Consider the following 22,911-nt stretch of genomic DNA (forward strand, 5'->3'; position numbering starts at 1 on the left):
TCTAACCGCTCACCCGGTCCTGTCAGGACAGTTGTCGCCATCTGTACAGGTCGGACAATCCGCTGGTGACAGCGGTGCGTGACGGCCGGCCGGGGGTCACGTGAGCGACGGCATCCGCCGTGCCCTTGCACCGCCGGACGACCGTCCGTGACGATGGGTTGCGTCGATAGCTGGAAGCATTCATGAGTCGGGAGCACCCCATCGGACCCGTATGCCTCGCCTGTGGACGGGCCGCCGCGCCCGACGACCGATTCTGTGGCGGTTGCGGGGCGAGCCTTCAGACCTCCTGCGTCCACTGCGGGCGGGCACACCAGGCCGGCGTGCTCTACTGCACCGGCTGCGGGCGGCCGCTGACCGACGCGCAGCCGGTCGTGCAGGAGGAGCGCCGGCGGATCAGCGTGCTCTTCATCGACCTGGTCGGGTTCACGCCGTACACCGAGCGGATCGACCCGGAGCAGGTCCGGATCATGCAGAACGACTACTTCAGCTCCGTGCGGCGGATCGTCCGGCAGTACGGCGGCGTGGTGGAGAAGTACATCGGTGACGCGGTCATGGTGCTGTTCGGCGCGCCGGTCGCCACCGAGGCCGACCCGCTGCGCAGCGTGCGCGCCGGGCTGGAGCTGCAGCGGGTGCTGCCGAAGCAGGGCCGCGCCCAGCAGGCCGGCCTGCGCTTCCGGGTCGGCATCACCACCGGCGAGGCGCTGGTCAACCTCACCGCCGCGCACGACGGCGGTCAGGCGATCGTGGCCGGCGACCTGGTCAACACGGCGTCCCGGCTGCAGGCCGCCGCGCCGGTCGACGGCGTGCTCACGGACGACGAGACCTACCAGGCCACCAAGAACGAGATCGAGTACGTGGCGCAGCCGACCACCACGCTGCGCGGCCGCTCCCGGCCCAGCGACGTGTGGCTGGCCGTGGCGCCCCGCCCGCCCCGCCCGGCCGGCGCGGAGCGGGAACAGACCCCGATGGTCGACCGGGAGCACGAGCTGGCGCTGCTGGTCAACGCGCTGCGCCGGACCGTGAGCAGCCGTACCCCGCAGCTCGTGACGATCTTCGGCTCGGCCGGCATCGGCAAGTCCCGGCTGCTGCGCGAGCTGGCCCGGCACGCCGGGCGGATCACCGGCGAGCAGGTGTGCTGGCGGGTCGGCCAGTGCCGGCCGTTCGGTGAGAACGTCACGTACGCCGCGCTCGCCGACATCGTCAAGTCGCAGGCCGGCATCCTGGACACCGACGACGAGGCGACCGCCCGGCAGCGGCTCGGCGACGCGCTGGCCGGCCTGACCAGCTCGGAGGACGCGCAGCGGCTCGCCGACGCGCTCGGCCCGTTGCTCGGCCTGCCCGGCGCCCGGCTCACCCCCGGCGAGTCCGAGTCCGCGTGGCGGCGGTTCATCGTCCGGTTCAGCTCCGGGCAGGCCACCGTGCTGGTCTTCGAGGACCTGCACTGGGCGGACGCGCCGATGTTGCGGTTCATCGAGTCGCTCGGCGCGGCCACCCGGCGCATCCCGCTGCTGATCGTCTGCACCGCCCGCCCCGAGCTGCGCGAGCGGTACCCGCAGTGGACCAGCGCGATGACCGGCACCACGTCGATCTCGCTGCCGCCGATGCGGGAGAGCGACATCAGCACCATGTACTCGCTGATGTTCGGCAAGGCCGCGTTCACCCCCGACCTGCTCGCGCCGCTGGTCGAGCTGGCCGACGGCAACCCGCTCTACGCCCACGAGTACGTGCGGATGCTCGTCGACCACGGCAGCCTCCGGCCGACCGGCGGCCCCGGCTGGCGGCTCGACGCGCACGAGGCACCGCCGATGCCGGACAACGTGCGCGCCGTCATCGCGAACCGCCTCGACCTGCTCGACCCCGCGGACCGGGCCGTGCTCCAGGCCGCGGCCGTGGTCGGCATGCAGTTCTGGCCCGGCGCGGTCGCCACCGCGGTCGGCCAGCCGGTCGAGGAGGTCGAGCGCACGCTGCTCCGGCTCGAACAGCGCGACCTGGTCGAGGAGCGCGGCAACTCGAGCATGGCGGGACAGCTGGAGTACGCGTTCCGGCACGTGCTGGTCCGCGACGTCTGCTACCAGCGGCTCCCCCGCGCCGAACGGGTCGCCCGGCACGAGCGCACCGCGGACTGGCTGGAGCGCGTCTCGGACGGCCGGCAGACCGACCTGGCCGAGGTGCTCGCCAACCACCGGTGGGCCGCCCACGAGATCGCCCGCACGCTCGGGCTCGACCCGGGGCCGTACGCCGCACCCGCCCGGGAGGCACTGCTGCGGGCCGCGCGCCGGGCGTACTCGCTGCACGCGCTGGACGCCGCGCAGGAGCTGGTCCGGCGCGCGAGCTCGCTGCTGGCCGCGCCCGACCCGGCCGTCGAGCTGTTCGCGTCCGAGCTGGCGTTCTTCCGCGACGCGGACGCGTTCCTGGACGGCGGCGGCGAGGAACGGCTCACCGCCCTCGCACACACGCTGCAGGACTCCGGGCGGCTGGACGGCGCCGGGCGCGCCTGGACGCTGCTCGGCAGCGCCGCGCTGTCCCGCGCCGACCGGCCCGCCTGCCTGGCCTATCTCGCCCGGGCGATCGCGCTGTACGAGAAGCTGCCGCCGAGCGAGGAGGCCGCGCTCGCGCTGCTCGAGTACGCCCGCGTCCACATGATCGACTACGAGACCGCGACCGCGATCGCGGCCGCCGAGACCGCGGCCGAGGCGGCGAACCGGCTCGGGCTGGCCGAGGTCCGGGCCAGTGCGTTGATCACCTCGGCGGTCGCGCAGTACCTGCAGGGCGAGCAGGAAGGCCTGCGCCGCCTGCAGAAGATCACCCAGCACTGCCGCGAACAGCAGCTGACCAGCCTCCGGCGGGCGATCCACAACCTGGGCTTCGCCATGCAGGAGGAGGGTGACATCACCGGCTCGCAGAAACTGATCGACGAGTTCACACCGCTCGAGTCGGCCAGCGGGCTCACGCTCGCGACGGCCTTCGTCGACGGTGCGGCCCGCGCGTACTTCGCCGGCGACTGGGCCGCGATGCTGCGCGCCGCCGACGACCACATGCGGCTGCCGACGATCGAGTGGGACCTGCACTGGGTCGCGCAGGCCGGCTGGATGGGCGTGCTCCGCGAGGACTCGCCGCCGGTCGAGGACCCGGTCGAGGAGGCGGTCCGGACCGCGCGGCGCTCCGGCTTCCACAAGGTGCTGCGGTCCACGCTCGCGCACGCGGCGCTCTGCCGCGCGCTCCAGGGCCGCTCCGCGGAGGCCGGCGCGCTGCTCGACGAGCTGGCCGCGGACTACGGCGACTCCCGGACGCTGGCGTTCGCCGAATGGGTGTTCGCGGCCGCCTACGCCGCGTGGCTGCTCGGGCCGGCCCGCGCCGACCAGATCCGCACGCTGCTGGAACGCTCACCGCGCCGCACGCCGTGGGTCGACGCCGCCATCCTCACCTGCACCGGCACATCCGCCGCGCACCGGGCCGCGCTCACCATCTTCGACGACATCGGCGCGGTCAGCGACCAGGCTCTGTCCCGCGCGGCCCTGGTCCGCACGCTGCGCGCCGAGGGGGATCCCACCGGTGCGGCCGAGGCGCTCGCCCCGCTGACCGCGTTCAGCGAGCGCAACAGCGCCCCCGGCCTCCTCCGCCTCGCCGAACCGCTCCCCTGACGAGCCGACCGGCCTCCTCCGCCTCGCTGAAACGCTCCCCTGACGAGCTGGCCGGGCCCTCTGACGAGCCGGCCAGCTCCCCTGCCGAGCCGGCCCGCTCATCCGACGAGCCGGCCCGGACCCGGGACGCACCGGTCGAACCGCCGCGGGACCGGCAGGGAGGCCGCCCGCGGCCGAGCGGTGCCCGCGGGAGCACCGGGAGGCGACCACGGCGGACGTGGGCAGCGAAGTTCAGGCGGTGATCTCCGGCGCCGGGGGCGCGGCCGGTGCCGCGGGTGTCTCGGACGGCGCGGCGGCGGTGGGCGCGGTCTTCAGTTTGGCGGCGTAGACGTCGACGTACTCGCGGCCGCTGAGCTCCATGATCCGGTACATGATCTGATCGGTGATGGCCCGCTCGACGTAGCGGTCGCCGGCCATCCCGGCGTACCGCGAGAACTCCAGCGGCTCGCCCACGTTGATCCGGACGCGGCGGATCTTCCACATCAGTTTGCCGGTCGGCTGGATGTCGTCCGTGTTCAGCATGGCGATCGGGACGACCGGGGCACCGCTCTCCAGGGCCAGCCGGGCCACGCCGGTCTTGCCGCGGTAGAGGCGGCCGTCCGGGGAGCGGGTGCCCTCGGGGTAGATGCCGGCGATGTTGCCGGCGCGGAGGACGCGCAGCTGGGTGTCGAGCGCGGCGCGGGCGGCGCGGCCACCGGAGCGGTCCACCGGGATGGTGCCGGTGCCGGCGAAGAAGGCCTTCATGAACCAGCCCTTGATGCCCTTGCCGGTGAAGTACTCAGCCTTGGCGACGAACGTCACCTTCCGACGCATGATCAACGGCATGAAGATCGAGTCGGAGAAGGAGAGGTGATTGCTCGCCAGGATGACCGGACCGGTGGCGGGCACGTTGGCCAGGCCCTCGACGCGCGGGCGGAAGACGACGCGCAGCAGCGGGCCGAGGAAGACCCATTTGAGCAGCCAGTAGAGCACCGAGGTCCTTCCGAGGGGTGCCGGCGCCGACGGTCGGTGCCGATGCCGAGCCTACGAAGCGCGAGCGGCACGCCACAACGCACTCCCCGAACCGGCCTGCGTCGTGTCACCATTCAGAGCACGGTGAGAACAGGGGGTGAGTCTAATGTCAGCGGGTGGTGCCCGTCGCGGGCGGCGGGACAACGGACTGCACGTGGCGGAGTACGCCGTCGCGGGCGACGTCGACCCTCGGGTCGGTGAGCACCTGCTGGACGTACTCGCCGCCGGTGGCATCGCCGCCTACCTGCAGCCTTCCGCGGATCTTGATCCGGTGACGCGGACCACGAACCTGCCGTCCCGGCCGACGGACCGGCTGTTCGTGGACCGGGCGCACCTGGACCTCGCGCGGGAGTACCTGGCGAAGCTGTCCGCGGAGGCGGGCGGTGAGTCGATCACGCCGGAGGAGCCGGCCGGGAAGAAGGAACCGGACGTCGACGCGGAGTGGGCGCGGATCGTGGCCGGTTTCGACACGGCCGTGGACCCGGCGTCGACCCCGTGGCCGGAGTCGGAGAACGTCACCGACAAGCCGCAGGAGCGCAACCGCCGCAAGACCGACAAGGTGAACGGCCACGATCCGATGGCGCCGCCGCCGGAGAAGCGGCGCGGGCTGACCTCGGCGACCGAGTTCAGCGGGGTGACGGTGCCGCGGGAGGAACCGTCGCTGCTGGACGGCCTGGACACGTTCGGCGCCGGTCTGCCGGGCGACGACGAGCGGTACGTGCCGCCGCCACCGCCGCCGATGCCGCGGATCTCGACGCCGGCGCTGCTCGGCATACTGGGGATCTTCGCCGGCTTCATGCTGTTCGTGTTCCCGAGCGTGCTGCCGATCCAGCGGAACTACGCGATGCTGATCGGCTTCGGCGGGATCATCGCGGGATTCGTGACGCTGGTCTGGCGGCTGCGGACCGGCGACGACGACGACACCCCGGGCGACGGCGCCGTCGTCTGACGCGATCACGTGACCGAGCTCACGGGCCCCAGTCGGGCTTTTTGCCCGGTAATCGGCGGATGACCCATTGATGACGGTCAGCGACCGGTAATAGACATGTAACCTTGCGTCAGTAGAAATACTGACGCCCCTAGATTCATGCGCACAATCCGCACAGCTCCCGCGACAGTGAACGCGAAACGAGGCTCCCGGATGCGTCAAAGCTCGCTCGTGGTGGTGGCCAACCGGCTGCCGGTCGACGACAACATCGCCCCGGACGGGGCCTGCGAGTGGCGGCGAAGTCCGGGCGGGCTGGTCAGTGCGCTGCACACGATCCTCGAGCACACGACCGCGACGTGGGTGGGCTGGTCCGGCACGGCCGGCCCGGCGCCGGAGCTGCCGGACATCGGCGGCATCAGCATGCGCCCGGTCCCGCTCACCGACGACGACTTCGCGCACTACTACGAGGGCTTCGCGAACTCGACGCTCTGGCCGCTCTACCACGACGCGGTCGAGCAGCCGACCTACCACCGCAGCTGGTGGGATGCGTACCAGCGGGTCAACCAGCACTTCGCGGAGGCCACGGCCGAGGTCGCGGCGGAGAACGCGGTGGTCTGGGTCCAGGACTACCACCTGCAGCTGGTGCCGGCGCTGCTCCGCGAGATGCGGCCGGACCTGCTGATCGGGTTCTTCATGCACGTGCCGTTCCCGCCGCCGGAGCTGTTCATGCAGCTGCCGCGCCGGGCGGAGCTGCTGCGCGGGCTGCTCGGCGCGGACCTGGTGGGCTTCCAGCGCGCGCAGGCCGCGCACAACTTCGCGCAGCTCTGCACGAAGGTGCTGGGCCTGCCGGCCACCGACCGGCGGATCGCGGTCGGCGAGCGGTTCGTCCGGACCGGCGCGTTCCCGGTCTCGATCGACGTGGCCGAGATGGAGGCGCTGTCCGGGCGGCCGGACGTGCAGGCCCGGGCCCGGCAGATCCGCACCGATCTCGGCGATCCGAAGCACGTGCTGCTCAGCGTGGACCGGCTGGACTACACGAAGGGCATCGAGCACCGGCTGAAGGCGTACAGCGAACTGCTGGAGGACGGCCTGGTCAAGGTGCGGGACACGGTGATGGTGCAGGTCGCGGTGCCGAGCCGGGAGCGGGTCGAGCACTACGCGATCCTGCGGGACCGGGTGGAGCGCGAGGTCGGCCGGATCAACGGCGAGTTCGGCCGGGTCGGCGAGCCCGCGATCCACTACCTGAACCAGCAGTTCGACCGGTCCGAGCTGGCCGCGCTCTACCAGGCCGCGGACGTGATGGTGGTGACGCCGCTGCGCGACGGGATGAACCTGGTCGCGAAGGAGTACGTGGCCGCCCGGATGGACGGCGGCGGCGTGCTGGTGCTCTCCGAGTTCGCCGGCGCGGCGGACGAGCTGGACCGCGCGTTCCTGGTCAACCCGCACGACCTGGAGGGGCTGAAGCGGTCGTTGATCGACGCGATCGACTGCCCCAAGGCGGAGCGGGCCGAGCGGATGGGCGCGATGCGCACCCACCTGCGCGACCACGACATCCGCGACTGGGCCCGCGACTACCTGACCGCGCTGGAGAACACCGGCACGCTGGCCGACCGGCTGACGGCCTAGTTCTTCTCCAGCCAGTCCAGGATCGCGTCGATCGGCTCGCGCCAGCGGGTGTCCAGCATCAGGTCGTGGCCCATGCCGGGGAAGAGCAGCGGCGTGCTGCCGAACCGCTGGGCGGCCCGGTTCAGCGCGGCCGGGGAGACGATCGCGTCGTGCTGACTGCCGATCACCAGTACCGGCGGCGTCCCGGCCGGCGGTTCCGGCGCGCGGTGCGTGATCAGCTGGTACTGCGCGCGGCGGCTGGTGAAGCGCACCCGGGACGCGTACTCCCGCGCGACGTCGTCCGGCAGTTCCCGGCCGAACAGCTGCCGGCGGCTGACCCGCAGGCGGGCACCGGCCAGCGCCGGGAGCGTGCCGCCCGGGTTCCGGCGGAGCGCCTCTCCGAGCGTGCCCCAGCCGCCGAGCACCGGCGCGACCAGCACCGCGGCCCGCGCGGAGTATCGCGCCAGCGCGTGCGCGACGACCAGCGCGCCGGCGCCGTGCCCGATCAGCACGGCCTGACGCGGCAGCGACGCCGCGACCTGCACCACGTCGTGGGCGTAGGCGCGCAGGCCGGCCCCGGGCGCGTCACCGGACCGGCCGTGCCCGCGCAGGCTGAGCGCGTGCGCTCCGAAGCCGCGCCCGGCCGCGTGCTCCAGCCAGTGCTCCGCGAAGAGCCAGGCACCGTGGCCGTAACCGGGCACGAAGAGCAGCGGCGGACGGCCGTCGTCGGTCTCGGGCGTGGCGCTGAGCACCTCGCGCCGCACCGGCGGGATCGGAGCCGCCCAGTCGGCCGAGCGGTCGATCCTCACGCCGGCACCTCCGTGGAGTCCAGCAGCCGCTGCAGGGCCGTCAGGTAGTTGCGGTAGCTGACCTCGAACCAGTGCCGCGGCGAGCCGGTCGTCCCGGTCGTGGTGAGCGGCCGGTCCGCCTCGGCCTGGAGCCGCTGCCACACGCCGGCCGCCCGGTCCGGGTCGGCGGCGCGCAGCCGCAGCCAGCGGGCGAACGCCACGGTCTGCCAGTGCACCAGCGGGCCCATGCCGGAATCCGGCTGCAGCAGGCCGGTGACCGCGAGCGTGGGATGCCGCGGTGCGAACGCGTGCAGCAGCAGGTGCGGCCGGCCGTCCGCGTCCGTGCCGGTCAGCGCCGGGTCGAGGAACTCGAAGCGCGGCTGGTAGCCGGTGGCGAGCACCACCAGGTCCGGGTCGATCGTGCGGCCGTCGGACAGCTCCACCTCGGTGCGGTGGAACCGCGCCACGTCCGGCACCGGCGTGACGTCGCCGTGCCCGATGGCGGGCAGCAACTGGCTGTTGAGCACCGGGTGCGACTCGTAGGGCCGGTGGTCCGGCGCCGGCAGCCCGAACCGGACCGGGTCGCCGAGCGTCCTCGTGACCAGCTGCCGGTACAGCCATTGCCGCACCCGCAGCGGAAGACCCTGGGCGCGCACGTGCACCTGGTCGGCCGGGCGGCCCAGCAGGTACTTCGGCGTGTACCAGTAACCGCGCCGGGTGGAGTGCCAGGTCTTCACGGCCTGCGCGCCGGCCTCGACCGCGATGTCCACGCCGCTGTTGCCGCCGCCGACCACCAGCACCCGGCGCCCGCGCAACTCCGCCGGGTCCTTGTAGGCGGACGCATGGATGACCTTGCCGCGGTAGTCGTCCAGACCGTCGATCCGCGGCATGCGCGGCGCCCAGTTGTGCCCGTTCGCCACCACGACCGCGAGGTAGCGGTGGGTGCGGGTGCCGCCGGCCCGGCCGGTGCTCTGCGTGGTCACGTCCCAGCGACCGGCCTCGTCGGCCGGCTCCACGGAGACCACCTCGGTGCCGAACCAGACGTGCGGGCGCAGGCCGAAGTGGTCGGCGTAACGCTCCAGATAGGTCAGGTAGCGGGCGTGGTCCGGATAGTCCGGCCAGTCGTCCGGCATCGGGAAGTCCGGGAACTCCGACATCGGCCGGGACGAGATCAGGTGGGTTCTGGCGGACATCGGGCTGCGGTCGTTCCGCCAGTTCCACGCGCCGCCGACCGTGGTCTCCCGCTCGTAGCAGTCGACGCCGAACCCGTGCTCCTTCAGGTTCTTCACGGCCGCGAGCCCGCTCAGCCCGGCACCGATCACACAGACCGTGTCGTCCCCCCGGTCATAGACGGGACGCGTCGCACTGTCGAACTCGGCGGAGCTGGGCACCGCGAAATCCTCTCGATTTCCGCCATACCTGTCCACCCCAGGAGCAAAAAATCAGAACATCAGCGGGTACGCCGTGGGCCTCCCCGCATGCACGGGGCGCGGCTGCGCCGCGTTCCGGTGCCGGCTCGCTGTCGCGGTCAGGTGCCGGGCAGCTCCGGAACGATCAGGTCCGCGACGACCGGGAAGTGGTCGCTGGCGCGCCGGGTCAGCGGCGTGTCCACCACGTCGTAGCGGACCACCTCGATACGCGGATCGGTGAAGATCCCGTCGATCCGGCCGGTCGGGCCGTGCAGCGGGAACGTGCAGCGGTCCGTGGCGTCCGCCGCGACCGCCGCGTCGGTCAGGCCGTCCGCGAGCGTGCGCCAGGCCGCGCCGCCGGACGTCTCGTTCACGTCCGCGCCGATCACCACCGGCGTCCGTACCGCGGACAGCTCCGCGCGCAGCAGCTCGGCCTGACTCGCCCGCTCGGCCGCGTCCAGCGACAGGTGGGTGCCGGCGACCGTGAACCGCCGCCGGCCCACCGAGCACTCCGCGAACGCGGCGCCGCGCATGTGCCGGCCCGGCGTCAGCGGGAATCGGGTGGTCCAGGTGCGGTGCACGTGGACGCGCATGTCGGTCAGGATCAGGTTGCCCAGCGACGGCAGGCCGCCGACGGCCAGCACCGCGCCGAACGCGCGGGCCAGGTTCGCGGTGCGGTTCCGCCAGCCGAACCGGCGCGGGCCCTCCTGCACGATCACCACGTCCGCGGCGACGGCCCGGACCACCTCGGCCAGCGCGGCCCGGTCGTCCCGCTGCCCGTGCACGTTGTAGGTGAGCACGCGCAGTGCGCCCTCCGTCATCGCCGACCCCTCCCTGACGTCACTGTCACGTCGTTGGCTGTCACGTCGTTGGCTGTCACGTCGTTCGCTGTCACGTCGTTCGCTGTCACGTCGTTCGCTGTCACGTCCGTGCCGGCCGGACCGCTGTGCCGCCCGAGCCGTGCCGCCGCGGTGATCCGGGCGTCGGTTTCCCGGTCGTTCCGGATCACGGGGAGAGCGTCGCGGGCTACTCGACCAGGCGGGCGAGGTCGGCGGCGCCGATCACGCCGGCGGTGTTGCCCATCTCGGCCGGGCGCAGCTCCGCGACCGGGAAGCGGCCGCGCTGACCGAGCGAATCCGCGTACGCCTTCCGGACCGGCGCCATCAGCAGCTCACCGGCGTCGGCCACGCCGCCGCCGACCACCAGCACCTGCGGGTCCAGCATCTGCACCAGGTCGGTCATCACGGTGCCGAGCCAGTAGCCGATCTGGCCGAACGCCTCGGCCGCGACCGGGTCGCCGGCCTGCGCGGCCTGGGTGACCATCGGGCCGGTGATCCGGTCCGCGTCGCCGCCCGCCAGCGCGAGCAGCGCCGCCGCGCGGTGCGGGTCCTGCCGCGCGCCGGACCGGGCGAACCGGACCAGCGCGGTGCCGCTGGCGTACTGCTCGATGCAGCCGAGCCGGCCGCAGCCGCACGGGTGGCCGTCCGGCACCGCGGTCATGTGGCCCAGCTCGGCCGCGATGCCGTGGGTGCCGCGGACCAGCCGGCCGCCGGTGACCAGGCCGCCGCCGATGCCGGTGCCGACCGTGAACATCACCATCGAGGCGTCCGCGTGCCGGGCCGCGCCGAACCGGAACTCGGCCCAGGCCGCCACGTTCGCGTCGTTCTCCACCACGACGGGCAGGCCGGTCGCGTCCGAGATGTACTTCTGCAGCGGCTCGTCGCGCCAGGCCAGGTTCGGCGCGAACAGCACGGTCGAGCGGCCCGCGTCCACGAAACCGGCCGCGCCGATGCCGACCGCGGTGATCGCGTGCCCGGCGGCCAGCTCCCGCACCACGTCGATGATCACGTCGCGGGTCTCGGCGACGTCGTCCGCCGGCGTCTCCCGCCGCGTCTGGGCCAGGACCTCGCCGTGGGGATCGACGACCCCACCGGCCACCTTCGTGCCGCCGATGTCGACTCCGATGGTCAGCGTCACCGCCGCCGCTCCCCTCATAACCGTCCGTGCCGGGTGTGTTACCCAGTACGTGCCCGCGCCATCCCGGGCACGTACGACCGGCGGACACCCGCCGGCGCCCGCTTGATCACTACCTGACCCCATCCTCCGCCGACGCGTGGCGCGCCGGGTTGAGACCGCGTCATCCCGTTAGACGGTGCCGCGGGACCCCCGCTCATGATCGCCGGTCGCCGCCGCGCCACTGCTGCCGGGGTCACCACCGCCGTTGCCGGCGGCCGCGGCACGGGTCGCGGCGGACCACGGGTCGTCCCCCGGCCAGCCGGTGCCGGAGTCCTCGTGCGGCGCCTTCTCCCCCGCCTTCGCCCCACCGGGCACCTCGGAACCGCCCGCACCAGAACCGGCGCCCGCGCCAGAGCCGACGCCCGTGCCGGCCGTGCCGGCCATGCTCGAGCCGGCCACGCCGGAGCTAGTCCCGCCCGAACCGGCGCCCGCGCCAGCCGCGCCGAAGCCGCCCGCGCCAGAACCGGCGCCCGTGCCGGCCGTGCTCGAACCGGCCACGCCGGAGCTAGTCCCGCCCGAGCCGGCGCCCGCGCCAGCCGCACCGGAGCCGGCCGCACCGGAGCCGGCCGCGCCGGAGCCGGCCGCGCCGGAGCCGGCCGCAGCACCGGAGTCGGCCGTGGCGGACCAGGTGGTGCGGTCGGCGGCGGCGGTGGAGAACGCGCGGAGCAGGCCGGCCACGCCGGCGGCGAGATCGCCGGCGCTGGTGGCGAGCTGCTCGGCGAACTCGGGCGTGGGGTTGCGGACCATGGTGATCGCGCGGCAGACCGGGCAGACACAGCACTCCGCGCTCCCGGTGGCCCACCCGGCGTGCGAGGCCTGCGGGCCGTCGGCCGCGAAGACCCGGCCGTCCCGCGCGCGGGCGGAGCTCGCGTCGCCGGCCGGGACCGCGCCGGGCGCGTCCGGACCGGCGCCGGAAGCCCCCGGCTCGGCGCGGGAAGACGCCGGCCCGGTGCCGGAAGACGCCGGCCCGGTGCCGGAAGACGCCGGCTGGGTGTGGGGAGCCGCCGGCGAGGCGGTGCGGGGGGCCGCCGTGGTGGTGGCGGCCGGTCCGGAGGCGCTCGTGGGTTCCTTCGGTGGCCGGGCCGTCGCGCGGCCGCCGGCCGTACCCTCGGAGTGTTTGTGCAGGTCCTCGCTGAAACCGGAGGCGGTCTTCGCGACGCCGCGCAACGCGTCGCCGAGCAGGCCGAGGCCCGCGCTGGTCGTCTCGTGGCCGGAGGCGCGGGCGGCGAACTTCGCGCCCTGCGCCATCCACGCGGCCTGGCTCGCTCCCTCGGATGCACGGGCGAGCACGGCCGCGACCAGGCGCTCCGCCTCCTCGCGTGCCGAGCCGGTGCCGGACGGGTCCGGAGTCGCCATGATCAAGCCCCCTGTGCGGTGTGTCAGCCGGCCGGCAGGCTCTCCACCCGCCGCTTGAGCTCCTTGAGCGCCGTATCCATGATGCGCTTCTCCGCCTTGCGCCGGATCATGCCGATCGTGGTGATCGACAGATCCACCTCCAGCGTGTACGTCACGGTGGTGCCGCCGTCGGCGTTCGGCGTGATGTCGTAGGAGCCGCGCTGCGCCTTCTGCATCTTCGAGGGCGCGACCAGGTGCCACTCGATGCGGGAGAGGTCCTCGGCGTACTCGTACTGCAACGTGTATTCGTCCGCCAGCACGCCCGCGTCGATGACGAACCGGACCTGGCTGGCATATCCGTCCTCGTACTCCTCGAGGACCTCGACCTGCTTGAACGCGTCGGCCCACTGGGGGTAGCTGCCGAAGTCGGAGACGACCTCGGCCACACGCTCGGCCGGTGCGGCGATAACGATCGACTGGGTGGAGGAGTCCGCCATGCGGGCAGGCTACCGCGAGGCTCCGACACTTCCGGCGGGGGTTGGTGAAGCAGCGCGTCGGTTCCGGCCGGAACGCAGCCGGGCGGATGTGTTGGATCACCGTCACGGGCGGTACGTTTCTGCTGTATCAGGGCCGTGACACGGGCCCCCACCTCCGAGGAGCTGTCAGGTGCGCGAGTTCTCCGTCCCCCCGGTCGTCACGATCGCCGACACCACGACCCTTACCGACGCGGTATGGGACAACGCGCGCATCGCACCACAGAACGTGTCGTTCCTGCGCCGTGCCGACGCCACCGCCGACGCCTGGTCGCCGGTGACCGCGGCCGAGTTCCACGCCGAGGTGGTCGCGGTGGCCCGGGGCCTGATCGCGGCCGGTGTCCAGCCCGGCGACCGGGTCGCCCTGATGAGCAAGACACGGTACGAGTGGACGCTGATCGACTACGCCGTCTGGGCGGCCGGTGCCGTCACCGTGCCGATCTACGAGACCTCCAGCGCCGAGCAGGTCTCCTGGATCCTGGCCGACTCCGGCGCGGTCGCCCTGTTCGTCGAGACGACCGCGCACGCGCTGCTCGTCTCCGGCCTGCGCGCGGACCTGGCCGACCTGCGCGAGGTGTGGCAGATCGACGCCGGTGGCCTGGCCACGCTGACCGCGGCCGGCGAACCGGTCGACGCGGAGGCGGTCGAGGAGCGCCGCCGGGCCGCGCGCGCCGCGGACGTCGCCACGATCATCTACACCAGCGGTACGACCGGGCGCCCGAAGGGCTGCTCGCTGACCCACCGCAACCTGCTGGCCGAGGTGCTGAACGCGGTGGTCGCGTTCGACCACCTGTTCAAGGGCGAGTCCCGCACGCTGCTGTTCCTGCCGCTGGCGCACGCGTTCGCCCGGCTGATCCAGATCGCGGTGGTGACCACCCGCGCCACGCTCGCGCACTCGCCGGACACCCGCACGCTGCTGCCCGACCTGGCCGCGGTGAAGCCGACGTTCCTGCTGTCCGTGCCGCGCGTGTTCGAGAAGGTCTACACCGGCGCGAAGACGAAGGCGGAGGCCGGCGGCAAGGGCGCGATCTTCGCGCGCGCCGAGGCGACCGCGATCGCGTACAGCGAGGCGCTCGACTCCGGCGGACCGGGTCTGCTGCTGCGCGCCCGGCACGCGCTGTTCGACCGGCTGGTCTACGGCAAGTTGCGCGCCGCGATGGGCGGCCGGTGCACGGACGCGGTTTCCGGTGGCGCGCCGCTCGGCGCCCGGCTGGCGCACTTCTTCCGCGGCGTCGGCGTGCTGGTGATGGAGGGCTACGGCCTGACCGAGACCTCGCCGGCCGTCGCGGCGAACATCCCGAGCGCGATCCGGATCGGCTCGGTCGGGCGCCCGCTGCCCGGCGTCACGATCCGGATCGCGGACGACGGCGAGATCCTGGTGCAGGGCGACATCGTGTTCGGCGGCTACTGGAACAACCCGGACGCGTCCCGCGAGGTGCTGGACGAGGGCTGGTTCCGCACCGGTGACCTGGGCGAGCTGGACGACGACGGCTACCTGACGATCACCGGCCGGAAGAAGGAGATCATCGTGACCGCGGGCGGCAAGAACGTCGCCCCGGCCGTGCTCGAGGACCGGCTCCGCGCGCACCCGCTGATCAGCCAGAGCGTGCTGGTCGGCGACCGGCAGCCGTTCATCGCCGCGCTGATCACGATCGACGAGGAGGCCTGGCCGGGCTGGCTCGCGGCGAACGGTCGGGATGCCGACAGCACGGTGGCCGCGCTGGCCGGCGACCCCGCGCTGCGGGCCGAGATCCAGAAGGCGGTGGACGCGGCGAACAAGGCCGTGTCCAGCGCGGAGGCCATCAAGGTGTTCCGGATCCTGGGCCGCGACTTCACCGAGGCGACCGGCGAACTGACCCCGTCGCTCAAGGTCAAGCGCAACGTGGTGCACAAGACGTACGCGGACGACATCGCCGCCATCTACACCAAGTGACGGTGGAACTCCGGGCAGGCGATAGCATCCCGGAGTGGCCGCCTCACCCCCCGTCGCACCACGTCCGCATCCATTGGCGGTCGCGGCTCGCTTCGTGATGCTGGCGCTCGTCGCGCTGCTCACACTGATCATCACCCGGGACCCGGACCGCCTCTGGTGGATCGTGGCGTTGCTGTTCCTCAGCATCCCCGGTGTGGTCGCGCCGCGGCATCGCATCCTCGCGCCCGCCGCCCGGTTCGCCGAGGTCGTGGTCGTCGGCCTGGCGGCCAGCGACGTCGCCGGCGCGGCCAGCGCGGTCGGCAGTCTCGGCCCGGGCGTCGGCGCGGAGGTGATCCTGCCCTACCTGGCGGTCCCGCTCACGGTCGCGGCGCTGCAACGGCGCTCCCGCGAGGGCGCGGTGCTGCTCGGCGCGGCCGCGGGCACGCTGCTGGCCAGCGGCGCGGTCAACGTGACGCCGAGCGGGCCGCAGATCACGCAGATCGGTTACATGGCGGTCTGCGCGCAGTGGCTCATCCTGGGCGGGCTGGGCACGTTCGCGGCCGACACGCTGAGGCGGTGGATGCTGGTGCGGGAGACGAAGCCACAGCCGTACGCGGAGGCGACGCGCCTGCTCACCCAGCTGCGCAGCGTCGCCCGTCAGCTGCCCGGCGCCACGCTGGACCCGGGCGGCATCGCCGAGCACCTGCTGGAGGAGCTGCGCGCGGTCGCGCCGGCGGACCGCGCGGCCGTGCTGACCGCGAGCGGCGGCGGGCGGCTGGTGGTGCTGGCCCAGTCCGCGATGGAGCGCGTCGACTGGGAGACCACGTTGGACGCGGACTCCGCGATCGCGGACGCGTGGGCCAGCCAGCAGCCGGCCACGGCGAGCCGCTCGCAGTCCCGCTCGCACCGCGGCGCGGAGGTGTCCGCGCTGGTGGTGCCGCTGGTCGCGGGCGTGCGGTCGATCGGCCTGGTGGTGGTGGAGACCAACACCAGCCTGGCGTACCCGGCGCCGGTGGTGGCGAAGGTGACCTCGGTGACCGGCCCGGCCGCGTTGCGCCTGGAGGCCGCGCTGCTCTTCGACGAGGTGCGCTCGCTGGCCACCAACGAGGAACGGCAGCGCCTGGCCCGGGAGATCCACGACGGCGTCGCCCAGGAGCTGGTGATGGTCGGCTACGGAATCGACAACGCGTTGGCCACGCTGCCGGAGGACGCGAAGGAGACCGCGGAGGAGCTGCGCACGCTGCGCGGCGAGGTCACTCGCGTGATCACCGAGCTACGGTTGTCCCTGTTCGAGCTGCGGTCCGAGGTCGACCGGCACGGCGGGCTGGCCGGTGCGATCGCGGAGTACGCGCGGACCGTCGGTTCCGCCGCGGGTCTGCGCGTGCACTACACGCTGGACGAGTCCACGGCCCGGCTGCCGGCCGCCACCGAGGCGGAGCTGCTGCGCATCGCGCAGGAGGCGATCACGAACGCGCGCAAGCACGCCGGCGCCTCGAACCTGTGGGTCACCTGCGAGGTGGACCCCCCTTACGCCCGCATCGAGGTGACGGACGATGGACAGGGAATGGCGGATAAGCGACCGGACGGCCGTTACGGTCTTGCGATCATGAATGAGAGAGCGGAACGTATCCGTGGCCGCCTGGAGATTAGGCCGCGGAATCCGAGTGGAACGACGGTGGCGGTGGTGCTCGGAGCCTCGCCCCGACGCGATAGCGTGCGCGATAGCGGCAACGCATTAGAAGGGGAGTAAACCGAGCTATGTCGACCAGCCCTGCGCCGACGACGCGCACCAAGGTCCTTCTTGTCGATGATCACGACCTGATCCGAAAGGGACTGCGGCACGCATTCGAGCGCGACCGGCAGTTCGAGGTGGTCGGTGAGGCCGCCACGGCCGCCGAGGCGGTCCGCCAGGCCGGCGCGCTCCAGCCCGACGTGGTCATCATGGACCTTCGCCTGCCGGACGGCAGCGGCCTGGAGGCCACCCGGGCGCTGCGGAAGAACAGCTCCACCATGGGCATCGTGGTCCTGACCATGTATGCGGGGGACGACCAGCTGTTCGGTGCACTGGAGGCGGGCGCGTCCGCGTTCGTGCCGAAGACCGCACCGGCCGACGAGGTGGTGGCCGCCGCACGGCACGCCGCGTCCGCGCCGAGCGCGTTCACCGCGGCCGATCTGGCCGAGGCGATGAAGCGCCGGCTCGCGCCGTCCGGCCCGCAGCTGTCCCCGCGCGAGGGTCAGGTGCTGCGCCTTCTCGCGGACGGCATGAGCGTCGCCGGCATCGCGAAGCAGCTGTTCGTCAGCGAGTCCACGGCCAAGACGCACATTTCCAAGCTGTACGAGAAGCTGGGCGCGGCCAATCGCGCCCAGGCACTGATGACCGCGCTCCGGCTCGGCCTTCTCGAGGCGCCGGACGCACCGAAGTTCTGACCCATTCCCATTCAGGCGGGCGCTCCTTTTTCATGAGGCGCGCTCGCCTTTTTGGTGCCACCTTTCAGCCGATCGGTGGATGCTTTTTGCGGCCACCCGCGCCCACCTGCCCCCGGGCGCGCCATGTTGATCTTCATCTGAAGGGATATTCCGTACGGTCTGGATAGCCGGGCACGGAACGGGCAGAATAGCAGCGGCCTTGACCCAGCCATCGTCATTGAGGGGCGTGCATGCATCGGCCCGAGTGGGCACCGGAGACCATCGACATCGAACGGCCCAGCGTCGCCCGGATGTACGACTACTATCTCGGCGGGTCGCACAACTTCGCGGTGGACCGCTCCGCCGCGCAGGCGATGATCGCGGCCGTTCCCGAGGCGCCGCTGATGGCCCAGGCGAACCGCGCGTTCATGCGCCGGGCCGTGCGCTACCTGGCGGCCCGGGGCGTGCGGCAGTTCCTGGACATCGGCTCGGGCATCCCGACCGTGGGCAACGTGCACGAGATCGCGCCGCCCGACGCCCGGGTGGCCTACGTGGACATCGACCCGATCGCGGTGGCGCACGCGCGGGAGATCCTGGCCGGCAACGACCGCACCGTGGTCGTCCAGGCCGACCTGCGCGAGCCCGAGCGGATCGTGCGCGATCCCGGCATCCGCGCGCTGCTCGACTTCGACGCGCCGATCGCGGTGCTGATCGTCGCCGTCACGCACTTCATCCCGGACTCCGACGACCCGGCCGGCCTGATCGCCCGGCTCCGGGACGCGCTCGCCCCCGGCAGCTACCTGGTGCTCTCCCAGGCCAGCGACGAGGGCCGCACGGAGGAGGAGCGGGCCGAGGGCCGGGCGGTCTACCAGCAGACCGACAACCCGCTGAGCGCCCGCGACCGGGCCACGTTGCTGCCCTGGTTCGACGGCTTCGAGCTGCTCGACCCGGGGCTGGTGTGGGTGCCGCTGTGGCGGCCCGACCCGACGGACGACACGGAGGACGCGGAGCGCGTGGTGTTCCTCGGCGGTGTGGGCAGGCTGGGGCCTGCGTGATCGAGCCGGACAGGGGGGTCGCCTCATTCGCCCGGGCCTGGGCGAAGGCGATCTCCGGCACCAGTTACCTCCCGATGAGCCAGGGCGAGCTGGAGGAGCGGCTCTGCGCGCTCACGCTGGAGCTCCGTGACGCGCTGCTGGCCGAGCCGTTCAGCCTGCGGCGTGGCTACCGGGTGGGCGGCGCGCTGGTCCGCGCGCACGTGGTCTCCGCGGAAGGGCTCGGCCGTACCGTCGAGGTCCTCGATCAGCGCTTCGTGCGCGACCTCGGCCTGACCGACACCGGCGGGCGGATGGCCCGGCTGCTGGGCACGGTCGCGACCGGCTACGCCCGCGCGCTGCGCGACCGCACGCTGGACGAGCAGGAGTCGATCCGGCGGGCCGCGATGGTGTCCCGGGAGGAGGCCGAGGCCGCGCTGCGCAAGAGCGAGTCGCGGTTCCGGCACCAGGCCACCCACGACTCGCTGACCGGCCTGCCGAACCGGGCGCTGTTCACCGACCGGCTGCACACCGCGTTCGCCGGCCCGCCGCAGCGGCTCGCGGTCTGCTTCGCGGACCTGGACGGGTTCAAGATGGTCAACGACTCGCTCGGCCACCACGCCGGCGACCTGCTGCTGGTCGAGGTGGCCCGGCGGTTGCGGCGCAGCGTCGGCGACCACCTGGTGGCGCGGCTCGGCGGCGACGAGTTCGTCATCCTGATCGAGGGCACCACCAGCACCGAGGACGCGGTCAAGGTCGCGGACGGGGCGCTGAACGCGATCAACGAGCCGCTCGAGGTGGACGGCCAGCGGCTCGCCGTCTCGGCCAGCATCGGCATCGTGGAACGGGAGACCGGCGGCTCCTCACCCAGCGACGTGATGCGCGCGGCCGACATCACGCTGCACTGGGCCAAGGAGAGCGGCAAGCGGCGCTGGGCGCTCTACGACGAGGACCGCAACGCCAACGAGATCGCCCGGTACACGCTGGCCTCGTCGATGCCGGCCGCGCTGGAGCGCGGCGAGTTCTTCGTCGACTACCAGCCGCTGGTCGCGCTGGCCGGCGGCCGGCTGCGCGGCGTGGAGGCGCTGGTCCGCTGGCGGCACCCGAGCCTCGGCGTGCTGCGGCCGGACACATTCGTCGGGCTCGCCGAGGAGACCGGGCTGATCGTCCGGCTCGGCGCCTGGGTGCTCGGCGAGGCGTGCGCGCAGGCCCGCCGCTGGCTGGACGCGAGCCCGGACGCGCCGTTCGTCAGCGTCAACCTGGCGGTCCGCCAGGTCGGCGATCCCGGCCTGATCGCGGAGGTCGCCGAGGTGCTGGAGCGCACCGGCCTGCCGCCGGACCGGTTGCAGCTGGAGATCACCGAGAGCGACGCGATGGCCGGGGTGGACGTCGGCGTGCTCGACGCGCTCTCCTCGATGGGTGTCCGGCTGGCGATCGACGACTTCGGCACCGGCTACTCCAACCTGGCCTACCTGCGGCACCTGCCGGTCCGCGAGCTGAAGGTGGCCGGCGCGTTCGTCGAGGGGCTGCGCACCGGCGACTCCCCGGTCGACGAGAAGATCATGGCGACGCTGGTGACGCTCGCGCACACGCTGAACCTGACCGTCACCGCGGAGAACGTGGAGACCGCCGGCCAGGCCGCCCGGCTGCGCGCGATCGGCTGCGACTCCGCGCAGGGCTGGCACTTCGGCCACCCCGGCCCGCCGTCCGCGATCGACGATCATCTGGGCGCCGCGTGAGTACGCCCCGGCCCGCCGCGCGAGCGGCTCCGCGGGTGTCGCACCGTGGCTCCGGGCCGCTGAGCCGTGGCTTCCGGCCGCTGAGCCGTGGCTTCCGGCTGCTGTACTACGCGGCCGGCCCCTCGGTCTGCCGGGGTTCGAGCAGGGCGCTCAGCCGCGCGGCCTGCTGCTCCCAGCGCCACTCCTTGGCCACCCACTCCCGGCCCGCGGCGCCGAGCCGGCGCGCGAGGTCGCGGTCGGTCAGCAGCGTGACCGCGCGGTCCGTCAGCGCCGGGAGGTCGAGTCCGGGCACGACGTAGCCGGTCTCGCCGTGGAGCACCGCGTCCGGCGCGCCACCGGAGTCGCCGGCGATGACCGGCAGGCCGGTGGCGGAGGCCTCCAGGTAGACGATGCCGAGGCCCTCGACGTCCAGCCCGCGGTTGCGCGTGCGGCAGGGCATGGCGTAGACGTCACCGGCCGCGTAGTGCGCGGGCAGTTCCGCCCACGGCACGCTGCCGGTGAGGACCACGTCCCGCTCGACGCCGTGCTCGCGGGCCAGCCGTTCCAGCGTCGGCCGGTACGGCCCGCCGCCGACCAGCAGCAGCGCCGCGTCCGGCACCCGGCGGCGGATCTCGGGGAACGCGCGGATCAGCGTGTCCTGCCCCTTGCGGGCCACCAGCCGGGACACGCAGACCAGGACCGGGCGGCCGGTGAGCCCGTGCCGGGCGCGGATCTCGTCACCGCCGGCGTCCGGGTGGTAGGCGTCGACGTCGACGCCGGGCGCGAGCCGCTGCAGGTCGGTGAGGCCGTGCAGCGCACGGTCCAGCCGGGTCCGGGTGTACTCCCCCAGGTAGGTGATCACGTCGTTGCCGCGGGCGATGCGGCGGAGCAGGCCCCGGGCGCCGGGCAGCGCGGCCCAGCCGACCTCGTGGCCGTGGGTCAGCGCGACCGCGCGGCCGATGCCGGCCCGGCGGCGCAGCCCGTCGGCGAGCAGGCCGAGCGGGGCCGCGGCACCGAACCAGACGGTGTCGCAGTCGTGCGCGCGGGCCAGCTCGGCGGCGCGGCGGGCGACCGCGGGCGTGGGCAGCAGCACGGACGTGTCCTCGCGGACGACCTCGAACGGCTGGGCGGCGTCGAACTCGGCCGCGCCCTTCCACCGGGAGGCGTAGACGACCACGCCGCCGGCCGGCTGGCGGATCGCGAGGTTGTGCACGAACGACTGGATGCCGCCGGGGCGGGGCGGGAAGTCGTTCGTGATCAGCAGGGTCCTGGTCAACGCGGTCAGCGCTCCCCTCGTGCGTACGCGCGGGCCGCGGCCATCCGCTCCACGGTGGAGGGGTGGGTGGCACCGTAGAGATACTCCCAGCGGGGCGGATCCGGATCGCCGAGATTGACCGTGGACAGCCGGGCCTGCATGGCCTCGAACGTGGCCGGGTCGCCGGTGAGCGCGAGCGCGTGCGCGTCCGCCCGGGCCTCGATGCGGCGGCTGACGAACGCCTGGGCCGGCGACGAGACCAGGCCGGCGACCGTGATCACCGCGAGGACCAGCGCGATCGCGCGCGGCTCGCCGATGTCGCCGGCCCCGGCCGCCCGGAGCAGACCGGTCCACGAGCCGAGCAGGTAGAGCGTGACGACCGCGGCGGCCGCGCCGAGCGCGCCGAGCACGGTGCCGATCAGGACGTCGTTGTCCTTCGCGTGGCCCAGCTCGTGGGCGACGACGGAGGTGACCTCGCCGGGCGTGGCCTCCTCGAGCAGCGTGTCGTAGACGACGATCCGGCGGGTCGGGCCGAGACCGGACACGTAGGCGTTCACCGCGCGGGTGCGCCGGGACGCGTCCGCGACCAGCACCTCCCGGACCGGGACGCCGTCGCGCGCGGCGAGCTGCATCAGCTCGGTGCGCAGCGGACCGTCCGGCATCGGCGTGAACCGGTTGAAGACCGGCTCGACCAGCACCGGCACCACGAACGAGAGCAGCGCGACGAGCGTGGCGGCGCCGGCCGCGCCGAACGCCCACCACCACTGCGGCGCGAACCGGGTCAGCGCGTAGAAGCCGAGCAGGACGAGGCCGCCGATGACGGCACTCACCGCGTACGACCTGGCGAGGTCGGCGGCCCAGCCGCCCCAGCCCTGGGTGGAGAGCCCGTACCGGACCAGCACGGTGTGCCGCCAGGCACCGATCGGCAGCGTGAGCAGGTCGGCGAGCAGCACCACGGCGAAGCCGCCGAGCAGCGCCTGCGCGGCCCAGTGGCCGTCGAACGGGCGGCCGCACAACTCGACCAGGCGGGCGCCGAGCGGGGTCAGGCCGAGCAGCAGCGCGACGACCAGGCCGAGCGCCAGGCCGCCCCAGGTCGCCGGGCGCAGCGTGGACCGGAACTCACGGGCGCGCTCGACCCGGTCCTGGGGCAGCGTGGCGAGCGCGGCCACCTGGTCGGTGCGCGGAGCGGGCGGGCGCTGCCACGGGATCAGCAGCAGCGCGACGGCGAGCAGTGCCACGGCGAGCGTGCCGAGGGTGAGCACGGCCCACCAGCGAGGGGTCATGGCGACCCATCCTAGGCGCAGGCCCGGATGACGCCACGTC

At 73.4% G+C, this 22,911-nt stretch carries 18 protein-coding genes; 8 read left to right on the plus strand and 10 right to left on the minus strand.

Translation table 11 applies throughout. The annotated features are described in order from the left end of the window. The first annotated feature begins 182 nt into the window (after positions 1 to 182). The gene (locus tag J2S44_RS09445; RefSeq protein WP_374727824.1) at positions 183 to 3,641 is read left to right on the plus strand and encodes an AAA family ATPase; all 3,459 of its coding nucleotides are present in this window, start codon (positions 183 to 185) and stop codon (positions 3,639 to 3,641) included. A gap of 231 nt (positions 3,642 to 3,872) precedes the next feature. Here the strand turns inward: J2S44_RS09445 and J2S44_RS09450 are convergent, their stop codons facing one another. After that, a complete protein-coding gene (locus tag J2S44_RS09450) occupies positions 3,873 to 4,613 on the minus strand; it encodes a lysophospholipid acyltransferase family protein (protein ID WP_310410795.1) in 741 nt (246 codons plus the stop codon). A 145-nt stretch (positions 4,614 to 4,758) separates the two neighbouring features. On the opposite strand from J2S44_RS09450, the gene J2S44_RS09455 reads away from it, so the two are divergent. Both J2S44_RS09455 and J2S44_RS09460 read left to right on the plus strand, forming a co-directional pair. Next, positions 4,759 to 5,601 carry a DUF308 domain-containing protein gene (locus J2S44_RS09455; protein ID WP_310410798.1) on the plus strand — a complete coding sequence of 281 codons (843 nt, stop codon included), beginning with the start codon at positions 4,759 to 4,761 and terminating at the stop codon, positions 5,599 to 5,601. A gap of 192 nt (positions 5,602 to 5,793) precedes the next feature. After that, positions 5,794 to 7,206 (plus strand): alpha,alpha-trehalose-phosphate synthase (UDP-forming), encoded by a 1,413-nt coding sequence (locus J2S44_RS09460; RefSeq protein WP_310410800.1) that lies wholly within the window; start codon positions 5,794 to 5,796, stop codon positions 7,204 to 7,206. Here the strand turns inward: J2S44_RS09460 and J2S44_RS09465 are convergent. The 7 genes from J2S44_RS09465 to J2S44_RS09495 form a co-directional block, all read right to left on the minus strand. Beyond that, on the minus strand, positions 7,203 to 7,994 hold the full coding sequence (locus tag J2S44_RS09465; RefSeq protein WP_310410802.1) for an alpha/beta hydrolase: 792 nt from the start codon (positions 7,992 to 7,994) through the stop codon (positions 7,203 to 7,205). The genes J2S44_RS09460 and J2S44_RS09465 overlap by 4 nt on opposite strands. Further along, entirely contained in the window at positions 7,991 to 9,364 is a 1,374-nt protein-coding gene (locus J2S44_RS09470; RefSeq protein ID WP_310410804.1) for a flavin-containing monooxygenase, read from the minus strand. Before J2S44_RS09470 ends, J2S44_RS09465 begins: the two co-directional genes overlap by 4 nt. Positions 9,365 to 9,501: 137 nt before the next feature. Further along, positions 9,502 to 10,203, minus strand: a complete 702-nt coding sequence (locus J2S44_RS09475; RefSeq protein WP_310410806.1) for an endonuclease/exonuclease/phosphatase family protein — start codon at positions 10,201 to 10,203, stop codon at positions 9,502 to 9,504. Then, positions 10,200 to 10,391: a hypothetical protein gene (locus J2S44_RS09480; RefSeq protein ID WP_310410809.1), complete on the minus strand. Its 192-nt coding sequence runs from the start codon at positions 10,389 to 10,391 to the stop codon at positions 10,200 to 10,202. The genes J2S44_RS09475 and J2S44_RS09480 overlap by 4 nt, the downstream gene beginning before the upstream one ends. A gap of 17 nt (positions 10,392 to 10,408) precedes the next feature. Further along, positions 10,409 to 11,359, minus strand: coding sequence for an ROK family glucokinase (locus J2S44_RS09485; RefSeq protein WP_310410812.1), 951 nt, complete (start codon positions 11,357 to 11,359; stop codon positions 10,409 to 10,411). Between the two features lie 168 nt (positions 11,360 to 11,527). After that, positions 11,528 to 12,754: a hypothetical protein gene (locus J2S44_RS09490; protein ID WP_310430163.1), complete on the minus strand. Its 1,227-nt coding sequence runs from the start codon at positions 12,752 to 12,754 to the stop codon at positions 11,528 to 11,530. 23 nt (positions 12,755 to 12,777) lie between these two features. Continuing rightward, positions 12,778 to 13,230 carry an SRPBCC family protein gene (locus J2S44_RS09495; protein WP_310410815.1) on the minus strand — a complete coding sequence of 151 codons (453 nt, stop codon included), beginning with the start codon at positions 13,228 to 13,230 and terminating at the stop codon, positions 12,778 to 12,780. A 169-nt stretch (positions 13,231 to 13,399) separates the two neighbouring features. Between J2S44_RS09495 and J2S44_RS09500 the strand changes: the two genes are divergently transcribed. The 5 genes from J2S44_RS09500 to J2S44_RS09520 all read left to right on the plus strand — a co-directional run bounded on the left by J2S44_RS09500 (position 13,400) and on the right by J2S44_RS09520 (position 20,354). Further along, positions 13,400 to 15,199, plus strand: coding sequence for an AMP-dependent synthetase/ligase (locus tag J2S44_RS09500; protein WP_310410819.1), 1,800 nt, complete (start codon positions 13,400 to 13,402; stop codon positions 15,197 to 15,199). Between the two features lie 97 nt (positions 15,200 to 15,296). Next, on the plus strand, positions 15,297 to 16,928 hold the full coding sequence (locus tag J2S44_RS09505; protein ID WP_374727968.1) for a sensor histidine kinase: 1,632 nt from the start codon (positions 15,297 to 15,299) through the stop codon (positions 16,926 to 16,928). An 8-nt stretch (positions 16,929 to 16,936) separates the two neighbouring features. After that, positions 16,937 to 17,605, plus strand: coding sequence for a response regulator transcription factor (locus J2S44_RS09510; protein ID WP_033341223.1), 669 nt, complete (start codon positions 16,937 to 16,939; stop codon positions 17,603 to 17,605). Positions 17,606 to 17,835: 230 nt separating this feature from the next. Continuing rightward, positions 17,836 to 18,639, plus strand: a complete 804-nt coding sequence (locus J2S44_RS09515) for an SAM-dependent methyltransferase (protein ID WP_310410823.1) — start codon at positions 17,836 to 17,838, stop codon at positions 18,637 to 18,639. 74 nt (positions 18,640 to 18,713) lie between these two features. Further along, complete coding sequence (locus J2S44_RS09520) at positions 18,714 to 20,354, plus strand: putative bifunctional diguanylate cyclase/phosphodiesterase (protein ID WP_310429551.1); 1,641 nt, start codon at positions 18,714 to 18,716, stop codon at positions 20,352 to 20,354. A gap of 106 nt (positions 20,355 to 20,460) precedes the next feature. On the opposite strand, the gene J2S44_RS09525 is transcribed toward J2S44_RS09520, so the two are convergent. Together J2S44_RS09525 and J2S44_RS09530 are read right to left on the minus strand one after the other, a co-directional pair. After that, positions 20,461 to 21,609, minus strand: a complete 1,149-nt coding sequence (locus J2S44_RS09525) for a glycosyltransferase family 4 protein (protein WP_310410825.1) — start codon at positions 21,607 to 21,609, stop codon at positions 20,461 to 20,463. Positions 21,610 to 21,614: 5 nt separating this feature from the next. Beyond that, positions 21,615 to 22,871: a M48 family metallopeptidase gene (locus J2S44_RS09530; RefSeq protein WP_310410827.1), complete on the minus strand. Its 1,257-nt coding sequence runs from the start codon at positions 22,869 to 22,871 to the stop codon at positions 21,615 to 21,617. Positions 22,872 to 22,911: the final 40 nt, after the last annotated feature.

Source organism: Catenuloplanes niger (assembly GCF_031458255.1).
GTDB lineage: Bacteria > Actinomycetota > Actinomycetes > Mycobacteriales > Micromonosporaceae > Catenuloplanes > Catenuloplanes niger.